Origin of the sequence: Micromonospora sp. NPDC047134, assembly GCF_040643455.1 — a bacterium.
Classification (GTDB): Bacteria; Actinomycetota; Actinomycetes; order Mycobacteriales; family Micromonosporaceae; genus Micromonospora.
Genome location: NZ_JBEYUI010000017.1, coordinates 1 through 21,653, shown reverse-complemented (window position 1 = coordinate 21,653; position 21,653 = coordinate 1). Strand labels below are relative to the sequence as shown.

Annotated in this window: 22 protein-coding genes and 1 pseudogene; 11 read left to right on the top strand and 12 right to left on the bottom strand. The window is 72.1% G+C overall.

What is annotated here, in order from left to right; all coding sequences use genetic code 11:
- Window positions 1–101: 101 nt before the first annotated feature.
- The 5 genes from ABZ795_RS20155 to ABZ795_RS20135 all read right to left on the bottom strand — a co-directional run bounded on the left by ABZ795_RS20155 (window position 102) and on the right by ABZ795_RS20135 (window position 5,242).
- A complete protein-coding gene (locus tag ABZ795_RS20155; RefSeq protein ID WP_357531461.1) occupies window positions 102–764 on the bottom strand; it encodes a hypothetical protein in 663 nt (220 codons plus the stop codon).
- Window positions 761–3,424 carry an FtsK/SpoIIIE domain-containing protein gene (locus tag ABZ795_RS20150; protein ID WP_357531460.1) on the bottom strand — a complete coding sequence of 888 codons (2,664 nt, stop codon included), beginning with the start codon at window positions 3,422–3,424 and terminating at the stop codon, window positions 761–763. The genes ABZ795_RS20155 and ABZ795_RS20150 overlap by 4 nt, the downstream gene beginning before the upstream one ends.
- On the bottom strand, window positions 3,417–4,400 hold the full coding sequence (locus tag ABZ795_RS20145) for a hypothetical protein (RefSeq protein ID WP_357531459.1): 984 nt from the start codon (window positions 4,398–4,400) through the stop codon (window positions 3,417–3,419). The genes ABZ795_RS20150 and ABZ795_RS20145 overlap by 8 nt, the downstream gene beginning before the upstream one ends.
- Window positions 4,401–4,409: 9 nt before the next feature.
- The gene (locus ABZ795_RS20140) at window positions 4,410–4,670 is read right to left on the bottom strand and encodes a hypothetical protein (protein ID WP_327025514.1); all 261 of its coding nucleotides are present in this window, start codon (window positions 4,668–4,670) and stop codon (window positions 4,410–4,412) included.
- A 194-nt stretch (window positions 4,671–4,864) separates the two neighbouring features.
- On the bottom strand, window positions 4,865–5,242 hold the full coding sequence (locus ABZ795_RS20135) for a hypothetical protein (protein WP_357531458.1): 378 nt from the start codon (window positions 5,240–5,242) through the stop codon (window positions 4,865–4,867).
- Window positions 5,243–5,475: 233 nt separating this feature from the next.
- On the opposite strand from ABZ795_RS20135, the gene ABZ795_RS20130 reads away from it, so the two are divergent.
- The 3 genes from ABZ795_RS20130 to ABZ795_RS20120 are packed head-to-tail and all read left to right on the top strand — an operon-like array spanning window position 5,476 to window position 8,579.
- Entirely contained in the window at window positions 5,476–8,031 is a 2,556-nt protein-coding gene (locus tag ABZ795_RS20130; RefSeq protein ID WP_357531457.1) for an ATP-dependent Clp protease ATP-binding subunit, read from the top strand.
- A 30-nt stretch (window positions 8,032–8,061) separates the two neighbouring features.
- The gene (locus ABZ795_RS20125; RefSeq protein ID WP_327025517.1) at window positions 8,062–8,226 is read left to right on the top strand and encodes a hypothetical protein; all 165 of its coding nucleotides are present in this window, start codon (window positions 8,062–8,064) and stop codon (window positions 8,224–8,226) included.
- Complete coding sequence (locus ABZ795_RS20120; RefSeq protein WP_357531456.1) at window positions 8,226–8,579, top strand: DUF3140 domain-containing protein; 354 nt, start codon at window positions 8,226–8,228, stop codon at window positions 8,577–8,579. Before ABZ795_RS20125 ends, ABZ795_RS20120 begins: the two co-directional genes overlap by 1 nt.
- A 48-nt stretch (window positions 8,580–8,627) precedes the next feature.
- Here ABZ795_RS20120 and ABZ795_RS20115 read toward each other — a convergent pair whose 3' ends face one another.
- The 3 genes from ABZ795_RS20115 to ABZ795_RS20105 all read right to left on the bottom strand — a co-directional run bounded on the left by ABZ795_RS20115 (window position 8,628) and on the right by ABZ795_RS20105 (window position 10,553).
- A complete protein-coding gene (locus ABZ795_RS20115; RefSeq protein ID WP_357531455.1) occupies window positions 8,628–8,864 on the bottom strand; it encodes a hypothetical protein in 237 nt (78 codons plus the stop codon).
- A gap of 19 nt (window positions 8,865–8,883) precedes the next feature.
- The gene (locus ABZ795_RS20110; protein ID WP_327025520.1) at window positions 8,884–9,882 is read right to left on the bottom strand and encodes a LysR family transcriptional regulator; all 999 of its coding nucleotides are present in this window, start codon (window positions 9,880–9,882) and stop codon (window positions 8,884–8,886) included.
- A 71-nt stretch (window positions 9,883–9,953) separates the two neighbouring features.
- Window positions 9,954–10,553 carry a hemerythrin domain-containing protein gene (locus tag ABZ795_RS20105; protein ID WP_327025521.1) on the bottom strand — a complete coding sequence of 200 codons (600 nt, stop codon included), beginning with the start codon at window positions 10,551–10,553 and terminating at the stop codon, window positions 9,954–9,956.
- Between the two features lie 152 nt (window positions 10,554–10,705).
- Here ABZ795_RS20105 and ABZ795_RS20100 point away from each other — a divergent pair, with 152 nt between their 5' ends.
- The gene (locus ABZ795_RS20100; protein WP_357531454.1) at window positions 10,706–12,034 is read left to right on the top strand and encodes a M20/M25/M40 family metallo-hydrolase; all 1,329 of its coding nucleotides are present in this window, start codon (window positions 10,706–10,708) and stop codon (window positions 12,032–12,034) included.
- A gap of 57 nt (window positions 12,035–12,091) precedes the next feature.
- On the top strand, window positions 12,092–12,739 hold the full coding sequence (locus tag ABZ795_RS20095; protein ID WP_327025523.1) for a hypothetical protein: 648 nt from the start codon (window positions 12,092–12,094) through the stop codon (window positions 12,737–12,739).
- A 160-nt stretch (window positions 12,740–12,899) separates the two neighbouring features.
- Here the strand turns inward: ABZ795_RS20095 and ABZ795_RS20090 are convergent, their stop codons facing one another.
- Window positions 12,900–13,457 (bottom strand): YoaK family protein, encoded by a 558-nt coding sequence (locus ABZ795_RS20090; RefSeq protein ID WP_357531453.1) that lies wholly within the window; start codon window positions 13,455–13,457, stop codon window positions 12,900–12,902.
- Window positions 13,458–13,766: 309 nt separating this feature from the next.
- Between ABZ795_RS20090 and ABZ795_RS20085 the strand changes: the two genes are divergently transcribed.
- Both ABZ795_RS20085 and ABZ795_RS20080 read left to right on the top strand, forming a co-directional pair.
- Entirely contained in the window at window positions 13,767–14,012 is a 246-nt protein-coding gene (locus tag ABZ795_RS20085) for a hypothetical protein (protein WP_357531452.1), read from the top strand.
- Window positions 13,996–15,141 carry a cupin domain-containing protein gene (locus ABZ795_RS20080; protein ID WP_327025526.1) on the top strand — a complete coding sequence of 382 codons (1,146 nt, stop codon included), beginning with the start codon at window positions 13,996–13,998 and terminating at the stop codon, window positions 15,139–15,141. Before ABZ795_RS20085 ends, ABZ795_RS20080 begins: the two co-directional genes overlap by 17 nt.
- Before the next feature lie 66 nt (window positions 15,142–15,207).
- On the opposite strand, the gene ABZ795_RS20075 is transcribed toward ABZ795_RS20080, so the two are convergent.
- A complete protein-coding gene (locus ABZ795_RS20075; protein WP_357531451.1) occupies window positions 15,208–17,226 on the bottom strand; it encodes a LuxR C-terminal-related transcriptional regulator in 2,019 nt (672 codons plus the stop codon).
- A gap of 273 nt (window positions 17,227–17,499) precedes the next feature.
- Between ABZ795_RS20075 and ABZ795_RS20070 the strand changes: the two are divergent.
- Window positions 17,500–17,790 (top strand): annotated as a pseudogene (locus ABZ795_RS20070) (DUF1275 family protein); the annotation flags it as partial.
- 74 nt (window positions 17,791–17,864) lie between these two features.
- A complete protein-coding gene (locus tag ABZ795_RS20065) occupies window positions 17,865–18,224 on the top strand; it encodes a DUF1275 family protein (RefSeq protein ID WP_357531450.1) in 360 nt (119 codons plus the stop codon).
- Window positions 18,225–18,249: 25 nt separating this feature from the next.
- On the opposite strand, the gene ABZ795_RS20060 is transcribed toward ABZ795_RS20065, so the two are convergent.
- Together ABZ795_RS20060 and ABZ795_RS20055 are read right to left on the bottom strand one after the other, a co-directional pair.
- Window positions 18,250–18,441, bottom strand: a complete 192-nt coding sequence (locus ABZ795_RS20060) for a DUF5703 family protein (RefSeq protein WP_013734349.1) — start codon at window positions 18,439–18,441, stop codon at window positions 18,250–18,252.
- 70 nt (window positions 18,442–18,511) lie between these two features.
- Window positions 18,512–19,483: an aldo/keto reductase gene (locus ABZ795_RS20055; RefSeq protein ID WP_357531449.1), complete on the bottom strand. Its 972-nt coding sequence runs from the start codon at window positions 19,481–19,483 to the stop codon at window positions 18,512–18,514.
- 138 nt (window positions 19,484–19,621) lie between these two features.
- On the opposite strand from ABZ795_RS20055, the gene ABZ795_RS20050 reads away from it, so the two are divergent.
- On the top strand, window positions 19,622–20,674 hold the full coding sequence (locus ABZ795_RS20050; protein ID WP_357531448.1) for an LLM class F420-dependent oxidoreductase: 1,053 nt from the start codon (window positions 19,622–19,624) through the stop codon (window positions 20,672–20,674).
- A complete protein-coding gene (locus tag ABZ795_RS20045) occupies window positions 20,671–21,507 on the top strand; it encodes an undecaprenyl-diphosphate phosphatase (RefSeq protein ID WP_357531447.1) in 837 nt (278 codons plus the stop codon). The genes ABZ795_RS20050 and ABZ795_RS20045 overlap by 4 nt, the downstream gene beginning before the upstream one ends.
- Window positions 21,508–21,653: the final 146 nt, after the last annotated feature.

The following is a 21,653-nucleotide window of genomic DNA, read 5'->3' as shown; positions in this document are numbered from 1 at the left end:
TGCACTTTCGGTCGCTGATTCGCCCCGATTCGCGGCTTCTGCGGCGACGAAAAGTGCAAGATCGATGCGCAGATAGAGGGGCGGGGCGGGGAGGGGTGGGGTTAGAGGGTGGTTAGGAGGAGGAGGGTGGTGGTCAGGCCGGCGGACACCACCAGGAGGACGGGGCGGGGGGTCAGGACGGCGTGTTGGCGGTCGGCGATCAGGCGGGCCGGGAGCAGGCCCAGCACCGGGCCGAGGAGGGTGATCACCAGAGCCAGCACGGGTAGGCCGACGGCCAGTTCACCCTCGCTGCGGGCGCCCAGGGCCCGGGCCCCGACCCCCAGGGCGTACGCCAGCACGGCACCGCCCACGCCGCACAGCAGCATCAGCGGGTTGACCTTGCCGGACAGTTCGGCCCGCTGCCGGGTACGCCGCAGCAGGTCGCGTACCCCCTCCAACAGCGGCAGGGGGTCGCCGATGGCATCGGCCCTCGGTGTCGGTGGCGCGCCGGCGCGGCGTCCGCCGCCGCCCAGCCGGGCATTGAGTTCCTGCCACAGCACCGAGACCTCGGCGTCGACCCGCTCCTGGGTCTCCCGGGCGGCCACCAGTTCCCGCTCGGCCCGGTTGACCTCCTCGGCGGACTCGGCCACCGCCCGGTCGGCCACCGCGCACTGCTGCTCGTACCAGCTGTGCGCCTCGGCCTGTTGCTCCCGCACCCGGGCGGTCAGTTCGGCCAGGCGCCGCAGCGCCGCCGCGTAGGTCTGGCTGGTCACCGGTTCGTTCATCGGGCCGGTCCGTAGGGGATGATGGTCTGCCCGGTGCGGTGCACCGCCCGGTCGAAGAACAGACCCCGCCACGGCCGGGGATACCAGTCCGGCCCGGTGCCGGGGTAGAGGGAACCCAACTCCCCGCCGTGGGTGTCCAGGGCCACCCAGGCCCCGATCTGGTCGGTACGGGCGCTCGGTCCGCCCAGGTCGGCACGCATCCGGGCGATCCCCCGCCACCAGGCCAGCACATGGGTGCGCCGTTCCGGGCCGTCGTGCAGGATCCGGCGCAGGTGGGCGCCCCCGGTGGCCTTTCCGATCCGGGTGGCCAGGGCCCCGGCCGCCGCGTCGACGGCGAACAGCAGCAGATAGTGGGGTGCCTGGCTGACCCCGGGGGCACCCAGCCCCTCGGCGGTCTCGGCCAGCAGTTCGGCCACGCTCTCCTCGTCGTACCAGGCGGCGTCGTCGGCCAACTCCTCGTACAGGGCCCGGGCCGCCGGGTCGGCGTCCGGGTCCAGGCAGGCGATGGAGAACCGGGCCGTACCCGGACGGTGCTGGCGGGCCAGGGACCGGGCGGCGGCGTCCAGCACCGCGCAGGCCTCGTCGACCCGGGTACCGAGCACCGCCAGGTTCCGCCCGGGCGCGCGGGGCAGTCGTAGAGCAGCCGACCGGGCCTGTACGTCGATGATCTCGCCGAGCAGGGCCACCGGGCCGCGGGGGGTGCCGATCTCCGGGGCGGTCAACGCCCGGAAGTCCGGCGCGTCCGCCAACCGGGGGATCGCATCGCCGTCGAACAGCCGCGCCGGTGCCGCCTCGGCCGGACGCATCCGCCACAGCCGGTGCTGAAGCTCGCTCCAGGTCTCCCAGTCACTGGCTGACGGGATCCGGGCCACCTCGTTGCCTTCGGGCAGGCCCGACTCGGCGTTGACCACCGCGTGGAACTTCGGTAGCGACTGGGCGGCGTCGTTGCGTTCGGCCAGGATCCGCAGGGCCTTGGGCAGGGCGATACGCAGGGTGAACTGGGCCACCAGGGCCGGGCGTCCCCACAAGGCCTCGATGCCGCGTACGTCCTGGGAGGCCAGCACCAGGTGGATGCCCTGGGAGCGGCCCCGCCGGGCCAGGTCCTCCAGCAGGTCGGCGGCCTCCCGGGCCACCGCATCCCGTCCGGCCAGCAGCATCTGGAACTCGTCCACCACGGCCACGATCCGGGGCCAGTGCCCGGTGGGGTCCACCGCCCGCAGCTCGGCCAGCTTGGTGACCTCGTGTTTCTTCGCCGCGTCGGCCCGGCGGCGCAGCTCCTCGGCGAGGAAGCGCAGCAGTGCCAGACCGAACTCCCGGTCGGTGTTGACATTGATGCCGACCAGTCGCATGTGCGGCAGCCAACTGGGGTCCCGCCGACCCTGGGCGAACCGGGCGAAGGACACCCCCTCCTTGAAGTCGAGCAGGTAGAACTCCAGCTCGGCGGGGGAGTAGCGGGCGGCCAGGGCGCCGATCCAGGCGAAGATCAGGTTGGTCTTGCCGGTGCCGGAGGGCCCGCCGATCAGCGCGTGCGGCGGATAGTCGCCGAGGGTGACCAGCACCGGGCGGCCGTGCGGCCCCTCGCCGATCGGGGCGGTCAGCCCGGTCGCGGAGTCCTCCCGCCACATCTGCTCCGGGGCGGGCAGCAGATCGGTGAAGGGGGTGGGGGCGGGACCGGCGTTGACCACCGAGGCGATCTGGCGGCAGGTCTCGGTGACCAGGGCGGCCGGCGGGGGCGGGTCCAGGTGCACCGGCAGGGTGTCGACCCGGGCCTGGGCCCCGGTGACCCGTATCCGGGTGACGGTCGGTTCCGCCGGCAGCGGCACACCCTGCACGATCAGGTGGACCCCGCAGGCCGCGCCGGCCCGGACCACCCGGTCGAGTTGGCCGCGTTCGTGGCGGGACAACTCCTCCCCGCCGAGCAGCACCGCCACCCGCCAGGGCTCGGGTCGGCGGCCGGTGGTGGCGGCCAACTCGCGCAGGGTGGCGTGTTCACCGGCGAGCACGGTCTCGTTGATCCGGCGGATCTGCTCCACCAGGTCGTCCAGCAGCCGACCCAGCCCACCCGGCCCGACGAAGGTGAGCAGCCCGGCGGTGCCCAGGGGGGCGAATCCGGCCAGTCCGCCGCCCAGGTGATCGGGGTCGTAGCCGACCACCCGCACCCCTCCCGGCACGGCCCGGCCCAGGCTGCGCAGCAGCAGGGCGGAGACCACGGCGGCGCAGCCCTCGGGGTCTCCGTCGAGTGCCACATGGCCGGCGTCGAGCAGGGCCACCAGCGCCGGCACCGGGTCGACATCGGGCAGTTGCACCGTACCGATGCGGGTTGCGCCCGGGGGTTCGGCGCGATCGGCCGGGGTGGGCCGCCATCGTTCCCACGGCACCGAGCCCGCCCCGGGCGCCTCCCGGGCCGCGGCCTCTGCCGCCTGCCGGGCCAGGGCCGCCAGCCGCGCGGTGTGCTGGGCGTCGATCTCGGCCAGGCGCTTGTCGCGTTCGGCACCCACCCGCTCGGGTACGCCGAGGGCGGCCCGCCGCACCCGTACCGCCCGGTCCCGGGCGGTGGCCAGGGCGGTCTGTGCGGCCTCCGACCTGTTCCGGGCGGAGCCGAGGGCGTCGGCGAGCATCTCCCGGACCCGGATGACGAGCTGGTTGCGCCGATCAGCCATCGATCCCGTTCCCGGGCCGGCCGTTCGTCCCCTGCTCGGTGGTGGGCCGTCTCGGTGGGCCGGCCGACGGTGGCTCGCGCCGGGGCTGGCGGGCCTCGGCGGCTCCGGTCGGCTCCCCCGGGGTGCCGGCGCTCTCCGGCAGGTCGCGGCCGAGCCGGTCGAGCAGGACCCCGGTGAGTACGCCGGCGGTGACCGCCGGATCGGCCGCGTGCGGCTGCTCGCCCTCACCGCGTCGCGGCGGTGGCATCCGGCAGACCCGGGTCAGCATGGTGTCCAGCACCGGGGCGGGCAGACCGGGCAGCAGGTCCCGCACCCGGCCGTCCAACTCGCGGTGCAGCCGGGGCAGATCGTCGCCCCGGGGCGGGTGGCCGAGCAGTTGCCCGGCCAGATCACGCAGCAACGGGGGTGCCACCGCGGCCAGCCCCAGGCCGACGTCGGCGTGGGCCCCCCGCAACTCCCGGTGCAGCCGGTCCCGGTCACCGGCGCGTACGCCGTGCACCACCCGGCGCAGCAGTTCCCGGGAGTCGGTGACCCGTTCGTCGGGCTGCTCGCCCGACCCCTCGCCGCCGCCGGTCAACTCCGCCACCCGCACCGCCCACCAGCGGCGCAGCCGCACCTCACCGGCCGCCTCCGGGGCGTCCTCGGCGACCGGTTCGCTGGCCGGGGGAGCGTCGTGGGCGGGTCGACGCTGGGGTGCGACCGGCGGTGGTGCCGCCCCGTCGGGGGCCAGCCCGATCGCGGCCAGGTATTCGGTCAGCTGCTCCTGGGCCACCCGCAGCGCGTACCCGGCGGTCTCGGCGTGCTCGACCGCGGCGGACAGCTCCGGCACCCCCATCGGGCTGGCCGACTCCTGCCGTACCCAGCGCAGCCGCTCGGTGGCCAGCCCGAACTTCTCCAGGGCCTGCGCCAGCAGGCCCAACGGCAGTTCCTCGGCGGTGGCCCGGACCTGTGCGCCGACATCCTCGACGATGGACACGCCCGGCCCCTAGAGTGTCGCGACGTACTGCTGGGCCTGCTCGACCGCGACGAGCGTCGCGGCGAGGCACTCCTCAAGCTCCTGACTGGCCTGGGTCAGCGACGCCTGCGCCGCCTCGACGGTGGTGTGTCCGCTGCCCTCCAGGGCACCGGCGAGGGTCTGCTGCGCCTCGGCCAGTTTCTCGCCGGCGGCCTGGACGGCGCTCTGGCCGTCACCGATCTGTTGGAGCGCTATCTCGATGGCTGCCTTGAGCTCGGCGACGCTCGCCACGCGGGAACCTCCTGGGGGCGGGGAGGACTCCATTAGAGCCTATGCCGGTTACGGAACGGACATCCGCCCTGTCAGTGTTGCTGCCTCGTTGACCGGTTGTCGACCGCAGGGGACGTGAGTCCGATTCGTGAGACCCGGGGTCGTGAGATCACCAAACGTGATCAATGCCTGGTCGCAGCGGCGTACGGGCGGGATCAGGGGCGCAGCCATCGGGGGCCGTACACCTCGGCGCCGAGCACGGTGACCCGATCCCGCAACGCCCGGTCGGCGGTGACCACCAGGCGTCGCCGGTCGCTCGCGTCGGCGACCAGCTCGACCACGGCGTCGTCCCCGGAACCGGTGGCGGAGACCACCCGCACCCCCTCGACCCCGGGCACCTTGCGGGCCGCACCCTCGACCACCAGCACCACCTCCACCGGCGGGGGCAGATCCGGCGGCACCCCCTGCCCACTCAGCGGCACCAGGGTGTCCCGCAGGCGGGCGGTCGCCCCGGCCCGGTCCCGCCACCAGCCGTCCGGCCGGGATCCGACCACGTTGGCGGCGTCCACGATGAGCAGCGGAGTCGCGTTCATCGGCCCACCATGCCACCCGGCCCAGGGCGCGGCGTGACCGCCGCGCCGGGCGGCCTGGGTCGCCCACCCGCCGTCCCCGCTCCCGCCGTTTCGGCGAAACGGCGGCCTCCTGCTGCCGCGGACACCGCCATCGCGCCGAAACCGAGTCGATCAAGCAGCCGGGGTGGCGTTTGTCCGGCCGGGGGCCGGGTAGCCCGTGCCGACCCGTCTCGCGCCCGACCGCGGAGGAAGACATGATTGGACCCGGCGACTTCGGTTCGGACCCGTGGGACGAGTTCCTGGCCCGGTACTTCGGTCGGGGTGAGGGTGGGCGTCGGTCCGCCCACCGGGTCGACATCACCCGACTGATGACCGCGGACGCCCGGGAGATGCTCGCCGACGCGGCCCGGCGGGCGGCGCAGCGCAAGAGCAACGACCTGGACACCGACCACCTGCTCTGGGCCGCCCTGCAACGGGAACCCCTTCAGGATCTGGTGCGTCGCGCCGGGGCCGATCCGGACACCCTGATCAACGCGTTGGGTGGGCGGGGCGACGGTGCTCCCCGGGGCGAGGTGCCACACAACCTGTCCTTGACCCCGGCGGCCAAGCGGGCCCTGCTGGACGCCCATCAGCTGTCCCGGGCGATGGGCGCCAACTACATCGGTCCCGAGCACATCCTGATGGCCCTGCCGCTGAACCCGGAGTCGCCGGCCGGTCGGATGCTCGCCGCCGGGCGGATCCAGCCGGAGTCCTTGCAGGCCGCCAACGCCGAGCGGGGGCCGATGGCCAACCCCCGCCCGGATCGCGGCACCCCCACCCTGGACCAGTACGGCCAGGACCTCACCGAGCTGGCGCGCAACGACCAGATCGACCCGGTCATCGGACGGACCGCCGAGATCGAGCAGGCGGTGGAGATCCTGTCCCGGCGGACCAAGAACAACCCCGTGCTCATCGGCGAGGCCGGGGTCGGCAAGACCGCGATCGTGGAGGGCCTGGCCGAGCGGATCTGTGACGGTGACGTGCCGCAGACCCTGCTCGGCAAGCGGGTGATCCAACTGGACCTGGCCGGTCTGGTGGCCGGTACCCGCTACCGGGGCGACTTCGAGGAACGGCTGAAGAAGGTGATCGACGAGATCCGGGCCCACCGGGAGGAGCTGATCATCTTCCTGGACGAGATCCACACCCTGGTCGGTGCGGGCGGTGCCGGCAGCGAGGGCGGCATGGACGCCTCGAACATGCTGAAACCGGCCCTGGCCCGCGGCGAGCTGCGGGTGATCGGCGCCACCACCCTGGACGAACACCGCCGCAGCATCGAGAAGGACGCCGCCCTGGCCCGCCGGTTCCAGCCGGTGTTCGTGCCCGAGCCCAGCGTCGAGGACACCGTGGCCATCCTGCGCGGCCTGCGGGACCGCTACGAGGCCCACCACCAGGTGCGGTTCACCGACGAGGCCCTGGTCGCCGCCGCCGAACTGTCCGACCGCTACATCACCGACCGCTACCTGCCGGACAAGGCCATCGACCTGATCGACCAGGCCGGGGCCCGGGTCCGGCTGCGCACCCGGACCCCGGCCGCCGACGTGCGCGACCTGGAGCAGCAACTCGAGGAGGTACGCCGGGACAAGGAGCAGGCGGTCGCCGACGAGCAGTACGAACGCGCCTCCGCCCTGCGGGACCGGGTGGCCGAACTGGAGGAGCAGGTAGGCCGGGCCCGTGGCGAGGACGGCGGCGCCAACCAGGTACCCGAGGTGGGGTCGGAGGAGATCGCCGAGGTGGTCTCCCGGGCCACCGGCATCCCGGTCAGCCAGCTCACCGAGGAGGAACGCGACCGGCTGCTGCGCCTGGAGGGGCACCTGCACCAGCGGGTCATCGGCCAGGACGACGCGGTCAACGCGGTGGCCGAGGCGGTACGCAGGTCGCGTACCGGGTTGGCGGACCCGAACCGCCCGATGGGCAGCTTCCTGTTCCTGGGCCCCACCGGGGTGGGCAAGACCGAGCTGGCCCGGGCCCTGGCGGAGGCGTTGTTCGGCGAGGCGGACCGGATGGTCCGGGTGGACATGAGCGAGTTCCAGGAACGCCACACGGTCAGTCGGCTGGTCGGCGCCCCACCCGGCTACGTCGGGTACGAGGAGGCGGGCCAGCTCACCGAGGCGGTACGCCGCCGACCGTACGCCGTCGTGCTGCTGGACGAGATCGAGAAGGCGCACCCGGACGTCTTCAACATCCTGTTGCAGGTGCTCGACGACGGTCGGCTGACCGACAGCCAGGGCCGGACGGTCAACTTCAAGAACACCGTCCTGATCATGACCAGCAATCTGGGCTCCGAGTTGATCACCGGCACTCAGCGGTCGGTCGGCTTCGGTGCCGGTGCCCCCGGCGAGAGCCAGGAGAACGACGAACTGCGGGAGCGGCTGATGCGCCGCCTCAAGGAGAACTTCCGCCCGGAGTTCCTCAACCGCATCGACGAGGTGATCATCTTCCGTCGGTTGGAGGCCGAGCAGTTGCGGCAGATCACCGGCCTGATGCTGGAGGAGACCCGCCGTCGGCTGCACGCCCAGGACATCGAGGTGGACTTCACCACCGCCGGGGTCGACTGGCTGGCCGAGCACGGCTACCAGCCGGAGTTCGGGGCCCGACCGCTGCGCCGGGTCATCCAGCGGGAGGTGGACAACCAGTTGTCCCGGATGCTGCTGGAACAGCAGGTGTCCCCGGGGCAGCGGGTGATCGTGGACGCCCGCGAGGGCCACCTCGACTTCGAGGTGGCGGCCGGGGAGAGCGGCTACACGGCCGCCTCCACCACCCATCCCCGCTGATCGGAATGTCCCCGGACCGGGAGGGTACAGATGACCGAACCGGAGGAGAACCGCGACGAGGACCGGGCCGACCCGATCGTCGCCCCGCCGACGGCCAACCCCGCCCGGGTGCAGGTGCCGGCGGAGGGACCGGGTGGGCCGATCGACGAGGGGGACCCGGAATCACCCGGGTCGCCGCCGGCAGAGGAGGGCTGATGGTACGCGAACAGCGACTCGAACCCGAGGTGGAAGTGCTCTGGGACGACTTCCACGCCGAGGTCAACGTGCCGTCCGAACAGCTACGGCAGTGGCTGCTGACCCGTGGTTCCGGTGAGGAGGCGTTCGGCCCCGGCCCGGATCTGGACCTGCCCGAACCGGGGCGGCAGATCCTCGCCGTACTGCGCAAGCGCAAGGTCGACCTGACCCCGGAGGACATCGAGGTGATGCGGGAGGCCGTGGAGCGCATCCGGGAACTGACCGCGGCCCGGCCCAGCCGGGGCAACGCCGACGACCAGTGGCGGCACTCCCTGCTCGACCTCGGACACGACGTCCTGGTGGTGGAGCGGTAGGGCCACGCGCCAGCGCCGCCGTCGGGACCCCCGACGGCGGCGCCGACGCTACTCCGTGCCCAGACTGGCGATGGTCAGACCGGCCGCCTCCGCGGCGGCCGTCCGGTCGGCGCGGGTCTGCTCCTCCCGGGTGAGCAGGTCGGCGTACTCGGTCAGGTCGGCCGGGTCCGGAACCTCCGGCAGCCGACGGAGGAAGGCTTCCACCTCCCGGACGGCGGTGGTGTGTCGCGCGGCCGCCTCGCGGAGGACCTCGCGGTCGTCGGCGGCGGGGTAGAGGTCGGTCATGGCCGCCCTTTACCCGCCCTCAGGCCGTTCGCACCCCGGGGTCCACCACCACCGGCGCCGTCGCCCGCAACCCGAACGCCGGGTTGCGCAACAACCAGGCCAGGTACGCCGGGTGTGGGGCCAGGGAGTCGGTGTACGAGGTCAGCGCCGTCTCCAACACCAGATCGGCCATCCGGGCGGCCGGTGACTCCGGATGCCAGCCCAGCATCAGCCGCCACCGCAGGGGGCTACCGGTCAACCGCCGGGTCACCAGCCCGGCCACCGGCCGGAAGGTGGCCTGACACAGGGCCACCGCCTCACCGGCGTCCACCAGATCTATGCAGCCGCGCACGTCGGTCTCGTACACCTTGCGGGGGGTGAACCCGGCCCGGGCGCAGGCGGCGGCGAAGCAGTCGCCGAAACAGCCGTCCCCCGGGGCGGCCACCCACTGCTCGTGGCGCAGGTCGGCCAGCGCCACCTCGTCGCGCCGGGCCAGCGGATGGGTCTCCGGCAGCAGCACCATGATCGGGTCTACGGCCACCTCCCGCCAGCTGAGCCCGTAGTCCGCCGAGGGGGTGGAGTCGCCGCACACCCCGGTCAGGGCGAAGTCCAACCGCCCACCGGCGACCAGCTGCGCCAACTCGTCCACCGACCAGGAGGCGTAGGTGGTGATCTGGGCCTGCGGCTGCTCGGCGGCGAGCCGGTGCACCAGCCGACCCAGGATCGGGCTGTTCACTCCGCCGAACCGGTAACGGCGTGGGGCGTCCCCCGCGCCGGCCAACCGGGCCGCCTCGTCCTGAAGGCCCTTCATCGCGGGCAGCAGCACCCGGGCCCGGGCCAACACCAACTCGCCGAGGGCGGTGGGCCGGGCCCCCCGACGATCCCGTTCGAACAGCGGCCCGCCCAGGGTCCGCTCGATGCGCTGGAGCTGGGCGGTGAGTGCCGGCTGAGCTAAGCCCAGCGTCGAAGCCGCCTTGGTCACGCTCCCGGTCTCCGCGATGGCGCAGACCACCCGCAGGTGGCGCAACTCCAGGTTCATAGCGTGACGGTAGGGCCACGGAGCAGTTGGCGGTAGTGCCTGGAGGTATCAACGGCCATGAACATGCTCACTCAGCGCCCGGGCCGCTCCTCCAACTCGCTGAGCTGTGTGTGTCGGCCGGTCACCGCGTCCCGGAACTTGTCGACCAGGGCCACCGCGGGCTCGACGATCCGGTTCCACGGCGGGGTGTGCGGCACCCCCGGATGCGGGCGGGTGGGTGCGGCCTCCTCGGCGATCTCCAGCCGGTTGCCGAGCCGGACCAGTTCCTCCTCGGTGGCGGCTTGACACAGCCGCTGCACCAGCGGGTCGACCGCCGACACGTGGGTCTCGACCAGTTGGGCGACCATCGCCAGCCGGTCCTCGGTCAGCCCCCGCAACGCCATGAGCAGCGCGGCGTCGCCGGCCAGCACCTCGGCCACCGGCTCGTCGGCGTCCTCGAGGGCCTGGCGGACGGCCGGCAGCAGGTACTGCTCCTCCGCCGACAGGTGCCGGGACAGGGCGGCGACCAGGATCTCCCGGCCGTGCGCGGGGTCCGGGCCCGGCTCGACCAGCCGCCGGGCGAGCGCCAGCAACTGCCGGTGCTCCTCGGCGATGGTGTCGGCGATGCTGCGCCCCGGGGGCTGGTAGCCGTCGCCGGGGGTGGGCGGTAGCGGCGGCAAATGGACGGACACGGTCCCTCCTCGGCGGGGCGGTGGAGGGCCGATGATATGGCAACCTCGGCGCGGGGCAGTACCCGCACCGGTCGGTGTCGAAACCGTCTCACCACGGCGTCGGCTGTACCGCTGCCGCACGCGCCTGACCTGCGGGCTGGTATGAAGAGGCGATGACGAGTGACGCCCGCCCCGCCCTTCCCGCGCCGACCGACGAGGTCGTCGACCTCTGCCGGGATCTGCTGCGCATCGACACCACGAACACGGGCGACAACGCCACCAGCGTCGGGGAGCGCCTCGCCGCCGAGTACGTAGCGGAGAAGCTGGCCGAGGTCGGCATCGACCCGGTGCTGCACGAGTCCGCCCCGGGCCGGGCCAACGTGATCGCCCGGATCCCCGGCACCGACCCGAGCCGGGGAGCCCTGCTGGTGCACGGCCACCTGGACGTCGTACCGGCCGACCCACACGAGTGGTCGGTGCATCCCTTCTCCGGTGAGCTGCGCGACGGCTACCTGTGGGGCCGGGGGGCCATCGACATGAAGGACTTCGACGCGATGGTCCTGGCGGTGGTCCGCCACTGGCAGCGCACCGGGGTCCGTCCGCCGCGCGACATCGTGCTGGCGTACACCGCCGACGAGGAGGCCGGCAGCGACTACGGCGCGCACTTCCTGACCACCCGGCACCGGGAGCTCTTCGACGGGTGCACCGAGGCCGTCGGCGAGGTCGGCGGATTCTCGTACAGCGTGGACGAGAACCGGCGGCTCTACCTGATCGAGACTGCGGAGAAGGGCATCGACTGGCTGCGCCTGCACGCCAGGGGCCGCCCCGGGCACGGCTCGATGGTGCACGACGACAACGCGGTCACCGCGCTGGCCGAGGCGGTGGCCCGGATCGGGCGGCACCGCTTCCCGGTGGTCGTCACCGACACCGTCCGGGCCTTCCTGGAGGAGGTCTCCGAGCTGCTCGACATCGAGCTGGACCCGGAGGACCCGGAGGCGGCGATCGCCAAGCTGGGTCCGATCGCCAACATCATCGGGGCCACCATCCGCAACACCGCCAACCCCACCCGGCTGGCCGCCGGCTACAAGGAGAACGTCATCCCCGGCAGCGCCAGCGCCACCATCGACTGCCGCAGCCTGCCCGGCCAGTCCGAGCTGCTGGAGCAGCAGCTGCGGGAGCTGATCGGCCCGGACATCGCGATCGAGTACATCCAGCGGCAGCCCGCCCTGGAGACCACCTTCGACGGTGACCTGGTCGAGGCCATGTCCGCCGCGCTGCGGGCCGAGGACCCGGGGGCGCACCCGGTGCCGTACATGCTCTCCGGCGGCACGGACGCCAAGGCCTTCTCGCACCTGGGCATCCGCTGCTTCGGTTTCGCACCGCTGCGGCTGCCGGCCGATCTGAACTTCTCGGCGTTGTTCCATGGCATCGACGAGCGGGTTCCGGTGGACGGACTACAGTTCGGCGTGCGGGTTCTCGACCGGTTCCTGCGTACCTGCTGATGCCGCGCCCGGTCCGGGCCCGGCAGCTGACGAAACTGCCTGAAAGGGACGCCTCCTATGACCGACCAGCACGGTGAGCTGGATGCCGCTCTCGAGCGCGTGATCGAAGCGGCCCGCCACCACCTGGCCGCCGTCCGCGCCGCGCAGGGCCGGATCGACGACGACGACGTCTGGCGGGCGTACGTCGCGTTGAACAACGCGTCCTTCGCCTACGACGAGCAGCTCATGGACGCCTTCGGTGAGGTCACCCCGTGGGATGTCGAGTCGATCGACCCCGACGAGGTCGACCAGCGCCTCGGCGCGGCCGACGGGGTGGAGGCGACCGACCCCCACCCCCAGGTGATCTCGGTACGCCAGCGGCGCGACTACCGGGTGCCGAGCGTCTCCGCGCTGATCCGGATCGCCGAGGCGGCCCGGCGGGAGGGCATCCCGGCCGAGGAGGAGGTGCCCCCGGTGGAGGGGGTCGGCGAGGCCGTGCTGGAGCTGCTGCAGAGCGGCGACGGTTCACTGTCCGCGCTGGACGTGCCCGAGTTGGAGCCGCTCGACGGGGTCGTCATGGTCAGCGAGGTCGGCACCCCGGTCGACCTGGAGTCCTTCGACGACGACGATGCGGTCGGCCCCTTCCAGCCGGCCACCGGTGACCGGCTGGTCGGGCGGCTCGACGAGCACCCCTTCCTCGACGACGAGGCCGAGCACGCGCACTGATTCCATGACCGCCGGGCCGCTGCCGTCATCCGACGGTGGCGGCCCGGGGGGCGCATCGACCCCGGGTCACGGGGTGTGCTGGGGTCGCTTCGACAGGGCCAGCAGCAGCATCACCACGATCAGCGCCCAGGTGATCACGTAGGTGACCATCGGCCGTTGCTCACTGGCCGCCCCGACATATCCGCCGATCGCATAGCTGGCCAGGCAGAGCAGGCCCAGCCCGGCGATTCCGTCGGGCGCCGCTGGTGTCCCCGCGCTCGAAGACCCAGTCGGCCAGCCCTCGGGTGGTCCGCAGCACCGTGCCGGTCTGGAAGGAGGTCGCGGTCTGCACCCCGAAGGTGCGGGTGACCAGCCCGCCGAGGATGCCGACCGGGAAGGCGCACAGGGCGGTCAGCACGGTCCGCTCGGTCAACGAGTCCCGACCCGAGTCGAGGGACTTGTCCACCAGCCCCCACAGCACCAGCAGGGCCAGCATCGCGAGTAGTTCCCACCCGGGGGGTCGCAACGGACCCGCAGTGGGGAACCGGCGCAGCCCGGCGCCGAGCAGACCGCCCAGACCGAACGCGATGATCGACGCCAGGGCGGACGGCCACGCCGGGAGATGCCCGGCCAGGCCTATACCGATGAAGGCCACGTTTCCGGTCTGGATTCCGACGAACACCTTGTACCGCAGGAACGAGAAAGCGTCGACGACTCCCGCCAATCCGGTTCCCAACATCAGGGCGAACAACGGATACCGAAAGTCGAGTTGGGTCGTGTTCCACCGTTGTGGGGACCCTCGCCCTGCTGGTCCGGTTCTGCCTTGACGATTGGACATTGCGCACCCTACCCGGACGCCTGATCCGGTAAACGCCGGCGCTTTCCGTCCTTCGTCGCTGGAACGGATTCCACCGAATGGCGCGATCGCGTGATTCCGCGTACGCCAATTGCGGGCCAGGATCACAGGTAGGCGCCCAGCCGTGCCGTCGCACCATGGACGGCCACTTCTTGCCGGGCGCTTTTCCCGCGACTCCTGAGGAGGTCCGTCATGGATCTGGTCTCCATGGCCAGATTGCGCGTCAAGCTCTACTCGTTCGCCGCTCTGGCCGCCGCCGGAGTCGCCATCGACGCGCCGATCTGGAGCATCACGGCACTCGTGTTCCTGTGTGCCGCGATCCCGTTCGCAGTCGCGCTCCAGGGCACTGGACGTGTCCGCGCGCTCTTTCTTCCGTCCCGGGACGCCACCATGGCGGCCCCTCAACGAGAGGTTGTTCGCGATGCGCAAGTCCGATGAGTTCGGCATGGGATCCAACGGCGGCGGTTCGCTGGTGGGCACCCTGCCGCGTAACCCGGCGATCGACGACACCCACCCCGACCTGGTCACTCCGCCCTCGACCGACGACGGCCTGCTGCCCAACATGGTGTTCCCCTTCTCGCTGGCCCACACCCGCAGGGAGAGCGGCGGCTGGACCCGGGAGATCACCGACCGGCTCCTACCGATCGCGCACGACCTGGCGATCATCGACATGAAGCTGGACCCGGGGGCGTACCGGGAACTGCACTGGCACATCCAGTCCGAGTGGTCGATCATCCTCAAGGGCAGCGGCCGGATCGGGGCGGTGGACCAGGAGGGACGCAACTTCCTGGAAGACGTCAAGGCGGGCGACCTCTGGTACTTCCCGGCGGGCATCCCGCACTACATCCAGGCCTTCGAGGAGGGCATGGAGTTCCTCCTGGTCTTCGACGACGGGTGCTACTCCGAGGACGCCACCTTCCAGTTGACCGACTTCCTCGCCCACGTGCCCAGGTCGGTGATCGCGAAGAACTTCGGCTGGACCGAGGAACAGATGCGCAACCTGCCGGAACGCGAGAAGTACATGTTCCACGGGCAGGTGCCGCCGCCGCTGGCCGAACAGCGGGTCTTCAGCCCCACCGGCGACGTGCCGCGTACCTTCAAGCACGCCTTCCTGTCGCAGACCCCGGAGCGGTTCGAGGGCGGCAGCGTACGCATCGCCGACTCGACCAACTTCGCCGCCGCGACCACCACCACCGTGGCGATGGTGGAGTTGGAGCCGGGGGCGATGCGGGAACTGCACTGGCACCCCAACGGCGCCGAGATGCAGTACGTCATCTCCGGTCAGGGCCGGATGGGGGTGTTCAGCGGCGGCTCCACGGCCCGGACCTTCAACCTGCAACGCGGTGACGTCGGGTACGTGCCGATCTCGCTGGGCCACTACGTGGAGAACCTCGGCGACGAGCCGTTCGTGTACCTGGAACTGTTCCGGACCGCGAAGTTCGAGGACATGTCGCTGGCACAGTGGCTGGCCAACGTACCGCCACAGGTGGTCGCGGACACCCTGAACATGCAGCGGCAGGTCATCGAGGTCCTGCCCAAGGTGAAGAACGCCGTGCAGCGGCACTGAGCAGCGGACGCGGAAGCCACGACCTGCCAGCGGGTCGTGGCTTCCGCGTACCGGCCGGGCCTGCGTTCAGGAGGGTCGGTGGGCGTCCCAGAGGCGGGCCAACTGCACCCGGGTGCGGATGCCGAGCTTCGCGTAGATCGCCCGCAGCTGGGTGTCCACGGTGTGGAAGGAGACGAACAGCTCGTCGGCGGCCTGCTGTTTCGTGGCGCCCCGGGCGAGCAGCTCGGCCACCCGCGCCTCCGCGGGGGTGAGGGCCTGGACCCCGTCCGGCCGGGCCGTGGACCGCTCGCGGTCACCCGTGGCGAGATGGCGGCGGAGCTGCCGGGCCCGATCGTGGTCGCCGGTGGCACCGAGGCGCGCGTAGAGCGCGGCACACTCGTCGAGTACGTCGACCGCCTCGCGCCGAGGTAGGTGCGGCGAGCGCCCCAGGTCGAACATCGCGTCCGCCAGCGCCGGACGGGCCGTGGTGGTCCGCAGCCGGGCCACCGCGGTGGCCAGGGTCGACGGGTCGCCGCTGATGATCCCGTCGGCCTGGTGGGCGATGCCCTGCCACAGCCGGTTGTTCACCGTGCCGGCTACCCGCTTGAGGTGGTCGGCGAGGATCTGGGCGTGCCGGTGGTCGTCGAGCAGCAGGGCGGCGCGGACCAGTCGCGGACCGTGGTGGGGGACCAGCAGCAGGGGAGCCGCCGCCCGGTGCGACATCCGCAGCATCGCCCGCAGCAGGGGTGCGTGCCGTTCGGGTTCCGGATCGGCGGCCGCGGCAGCCCCCAGGCGAAACCACTGCAGGCCGTCCGGCCAGTCCAGGGCGGGTTTCTCCGGTGCCAGCAGGGCCCGGGCCATGGAGACCTCGTCGCGCCGCAGCAGCTCCTCCACCACGGTGCCGAGCAGGGTGGCCCGGGCCTCGTCGGGCAGCGCCTCGGCGGCCGGATCCTCCAGGGCCAGCCGGGCCCGCGCCGAGGCCTCGGCGAACTCGCCCACCGCCAGGCGGGCGACACAGTCCAGGGCGGTGACCAGGGGTCGGGCCACCCCGCCGAGGGTGTCGATCTCCTCGGTGACCGCCTCCAGGGCGCTTCGCGCGTCCGTGAACTGGCCGAGGGAGAGCTGGTTGGCGATCCGGTCCACCCGCAGGAAGACCACCTGGCTGCGGGCCCCCGGTGCGCTGGTGTCCACCTCGTGCAGGATCCGGGCGGCCCGGGGCAGGTCGGCGCCGACCGTGGCCTGGGCCGCCTGGGCCAGGGCCAGCCGGATCCCACCCTCGGGGGCCGGGGCGGTGCGGTGCGCGCGCTGCGCCTCGGCCAGCAGGTCACCGCTGTCCGGGTAGCCGAAGCGGGCGGCCACCGAGGCCCGCATGGCCAGGGTCCAGCTCCGTTCGGGGCCGCCCAGGTGCTCCTCCAGGGCCCGCTCCAGGTAGCGCATCGACAGTGAGGGGCGCTGGGTGGCGTGGTAGGCGCCCAGCCGACCCAGCAGGAGGGCCCGCTGGTGTGCGGCGCAGCGGGCTACGGCGAGTTCGGTGCGCAGCAGGAGCATGGCCTCGGGCAGCCGTCCGGCGAGGAAGAGGTGGTCGGCCGTGGCGACCAGCCAGTCCAGTTGGTGATCGGGCGCGCCGGGTGCCCCGCAGGCCAGCAGCAGGTCCGCCGAGAGGGTGGGGCTGACCGCCGGGTCGGTAGCCAGCCGGGCGGCCAAGGTCCGAGCACCCTGTCCCACGGTCGGCATGGCCTGGAGCAACCGGCGGGCGGCCGGGGCCGGGCGGCCCGCCTCGGCCAGCACCTCGGCGGCGCTCTCGTGCAGTCCCCGCTGCATCGACAGCGGCAGCTCCGCCAGCACCCCCTCGCGCAGTCGCGGCGACGCCAGCCGCAACCCGGTCGGGCCGTCGACGAGGGTCCCCCGGGCGATCAGCTCCTCCACGGCCGTCTCCAGCGCCAGCCGGGTGCCGACACCCGCGCGGGCCAGCAACCGCGCCAGGAACCAGAGTTCGCAGGGCGGGTCCGCGAGGGCGACCATCCGTACGAGGTACCGCTGAATGTCGCTGGTCGCCGGTGACCCGCCGGTGGACATCTTGGGACGCTGTACGGATGCCTCGGGCATCGGAATCACCGTCAATGCCTCCCCGAATTCGGTTCTCCGCGGCCTGTTGTGGCCGCCGGGAGCCGTTAAGGGGAGGCTAACCAGGCGGGCGGGACATTCGCGAGGAAAACTCCGATCCACTGCTGTCGGCGGGCGAATTCGATTACCGGGTCATCCGGTGGTATTCGCCCTTTCGGTGACCCGGGTTCGGTAAGTTGCGAAATCATCGGCACCGGTCGCAACGACGCATGACTTGCCGGACCGCCCGAACGGCCAGCCAGGTGTGGAGAACCGATGTCGAGTGCCGAACCGCCCGTCGGGGGGAATCGGATCGGGGCCGATCCGGCGGACGTCTACCGCGAGTTCCGCCATCCGATCCTCGTCCTGGGGGTGAGCACGGTAGTCGCCGGGGCCCTGGACGCCTTCGCCTTTCTGCGGTACGGGGCCTTCGTGGGCAACCAGTCCAGCAATGTCCTGTTCCTGGGGATCGGACCGGCCGGTGGGCATCCTGCCTGGCCCACGGCGGCGGCCTCGATGGTGGCGTTCGTGGTCGGGACAGGTCTGACCACCCGGCTGCGTGCCGTGCCGAGTCGGTGGACCCCGGTCTCCCGGGGCCTGGCCCTCGCGGTGGCCGCGGTAGCGCTCTGGGGGCCCTCAACGTGCTGTTCGAGTACGGCCGGGACAGCCCCCGGCTTCGGGCCCTGCTGGCCGCCGTCGGCGGGTTCGCGATGGGTGCCCTGGCCACCCTGTTCGTCCGCACTGCCGGGACAGCCACCACCATCACCTACCAGTCGGGCACGGTGGCGAAGACCGGTGAACGGATCGTCGGCTGGCTGCTCGGCCCACCCCAGGGTCGCGGCAGAGCCAGAAAAGGCTTCCTGCTCGGCCTGCTGACCCTCGCCGGTTACGCCTGCGGTGGCGGGATCGGCACCCTGGCCCAGCATCGACCGCTGTGGGTGCCGGCCTGGGCGGCCCTGGCCCTGCTGGCCGTGGCGCCCCTGATCCGCCACCGGGGATGACCCACCGGCGGATCGGCGACCACCCTCAGTACGACAGTCCCGGCTGCGGCTGGTTGACCCGGCGGCGACGCAGCACCACCTGCCGGGTGCCGTCCCGGTACAGCCGCACCCGGGCCAGTTCCCAGCCGGAGAACTCCGCCTGGATGGCCAACTGCGCCGCGGCGGTCAACCGGTCGACATTCGGCGGCAGCCGCAGCGGCGCGTATTCGTAGTCCATGGACCCTATGCTGCCCAGCCCGACCCCTCCGCCGCCACCCTGCCGCTGACCTGGCGCGAAAGGTACCGGATCAGCCGTCCCGTTCGGGGTAGCCGACCTCCAGCGCGGAGACGTCGTCCAACGCCGTGGTGATCTCCTCGGGCAGGGTCATCCGCTCCACCTGAAGGGCGCCGAGCAACTGCCCGCAGGTGCGGGCGCCGAGGATCGGGGCGGTCACCCCGGGCCGGTCCCGGATCCAGGCCAGCGCCACCTCCAGGGGGGACACCCCCAGGCCGGTGGCGGCGGTCGCCACCGCCTCCACGATGCTGGAACAGCGCGGCTCCAGGTAGGTGGCGACGAACCGTTCGAAATGCGGCGACACCGCCCGGGAGTCCGCCGGTCGGCCGTGCCGGTACTTGCCGGTCAGCACCCCGCGACCCAGCGGGGACCAGGGCAGCACCCCCAACCCCAGGGCGTCGCAGGCCGGCAGCACCTCCCGTTCCACCCCTCGCTCCAGCAGGGAGTACTCCACCTGGGCGGCCACCACTGGGGCCCGCCCCGGCCAGGCCGCCTGCCAGGCCGCCGCCCGGGCGGTCTGCCAACCGGAGAAGTTCGACACCCCGACGTAGCGGACCCGGCCACTGGCCACCGCGTGGTCCAGCGCGGCCAGGGTCTCCTCCAGGGGGGTCTGCGGGTCGTAGCCGTGCACCTGGAACAGGTCGACATGATCGGTGCCCAGCCGGCGCAGCGAGGCGTCCAGGGTGCGCAGCAGGTGCCCCCGGGAACCGTCCCGACGTCGGCTGCCGCCGGGCCGCAGACCGGCCTTGGTGGCGATCAGCAACTCCTCGCGCGGCACCAGACTGCCCAGCAGCGAGCCGATCACCGACTCGGCGTCACCGTCGCCGTACACGTCGGCGGTGTCGATCAGGTTTCCACCCGCGTCGAGGTAACTCTTCAGTTGGGCGGCCGCGTCGTCGGCGTCGGTGTCCCGACCCCAGGTCATGGTGCCGAGCGCGAGCCGGGAAACCGCCAGCCCGCTTCGGCCGAGCGGTCGCTGCTGCATGGTTGAACCTTATTTCGAACCGGGCCAGACGGATATCCTCGCTCCTGTCGAGTCTGCTGGCGATTCGGGGTGAGCCGGTGATCGTCCCCAGCGCCGCGATTGCGTAACCTGATGCGACTGCGGATAGGGGAGGACTCTGTGCGACTCGGGCTAAGCCTCGGATACCAGACAGCGTGGAGCACACCGGCTGATCATCTGGCCCTGGCTCAGGAGGCGGACCGGCTCGGTTACTCGGTGGTGTGGGCGGCCGAGGCGTACGGCTCCGACTCGCCCAGCATGCTCGCCTGGATGGCCGGGCAGACCGAGCGGATCGACATCGGCAGCGCCGTGATGCAGATCCCCGCCCGGACCCCGGCGATGACCGCGATGACGGCCGCCACCATCGACTCGCTCTCCGGCGGCCGGTTCCGGCTCGGCCTGGGGGTCTCCGGCCCGCAGGTCTCCGAGGGCTGGCACGGCGTACGCTTCGCCAAGCCCCTGGCCCGGACCCGGGAGTACGTCGACATCGTCAAGCTGGCGGTGGCCCGCAAGGAGGTCGCCTACGACGGCCAGTTCTACACCCTGCCGTTGCCCGACGGCCCCGGCAAGGCGCTGCGGCTGGGCTTCCACCCGCCGCGCGAGCACATCCCGATCTACCTGGCCGCGGTCGGCCCGAAGAACCTGGAACTGGCCGGTGAGATCGCCGACGGCTGGTTGGCCATCTTCTACGCCCCGGAATTCGCCCAGGAGCAACTGGCCTCGGTCGCCGCCGGTCGGGCCCGGGCCGGCAAGGAACTCGCCGGGTTCGACGTGGTGCCCTCCGTGCCGGTCGTGGTCGGCGACGACGTCGACTCCTGCGCCGAACTGGTCCGCTGGTACACCGCCCTGTACATCGGCGGCATGGGCAGCCGGCAGCAGAACTTCTACAACCAGCTGGCCACCCGGATGGGGTACGGCGACGCCGCCCGCGAGGTGCAGGACCTCTACCTGGCCAAGCGGCAGCGTGACGCCGCCGCCGCGGTGCCGCTGGAGTTCATCGACCGCACCTCCCTGCTCGGCCCCAAGGAGCGCATCGCCGACCGGATGCGCCAGTACGCCGAGGCCGGGGTGACCACCCTCTCGGTGACCCTCTTCGCGGCCGACCGGGACAGCGGAGTGCAGACCCTGCGTACCGTCGCCGAGGCCCTGGAACTCTCGGGAGTCGGGGAGTGACCTGGGTCGAAGCCATCGTCCTGGGCATCGTCCAGGGACTGACCGAGTTCCTGCCGGTCAGCTCGTCAGGCCACCTGCGGATCACCTCGGCGATCTTCTTCGACCAGGACGCCGGGGCCTCCTTCACCGCGGTCACCCAGCTGGGCACCGAGGCGGCCGTCCTGCTCTACTTCGCCAAGGACATCTGGCGAATAGGCCGGACCTGGGTCGTCGGCATCTGGGACTCCTCGGTACGCAGCAGCCTCGACTACCGCATGGGCTGGTACGTGATCGTCGGTTCCATCCCGATCGGCCTGTTCGGCTTCCTGTTCAAGGACCAGATCCGGGAGACCGCCCGCAACCTGTGGGTGGTCGCCACCACCCTGATCGTGTTCGCCTTCATCCTGGCCTTCGCCGAGTACTGGGGCCGGCAGACCCGGACCCTGAAGGACTTCCGGATGCGCGACGGCGTGGTCATGGGTTTCGCCCAGGCGCTGGCCCTCATCCCCGGGGTGTCCCGTTCCGGGGCGACGCTGACCTTCGGCCTGTTCCTCAACCTGACCCGGGAGACCGCCGCCCGCTACTCCTTCCTGCTGGCCATCCCGGCCGTGGTGATGTCCGGCATCTTCAGCCTGGGTGACGTCTTCGAACCCGCAGCCCCGGGCACCTCGGTGCCCAGCGTCGCGCAGATGGTCGTCGCCACCGTCATCGCGTTCGCGGTCGGGTACGCGGCCATCGCCTGGCTGCTGCGCTATGTCGCCCACCACACCCTGTACATCTTCGTGCTCTACCGGGTGGCGGTCGGGACCCTCGTCCTGGCCCTGCTGATGACCGGGACGATCAGCGCTACCTGAGTTCGGGTTTTGGGTGGTTGCGGTGTGGGCTGGGGCGACCGTGCCCGGCTTCGGGCGGTCAGGCTCCAAACCAAACCCCGGCACGGGCCCCCCACCCCCACCCCCGCGCCCATAGACAGCCGCAGAAAGACGGGTATTGAAAATCA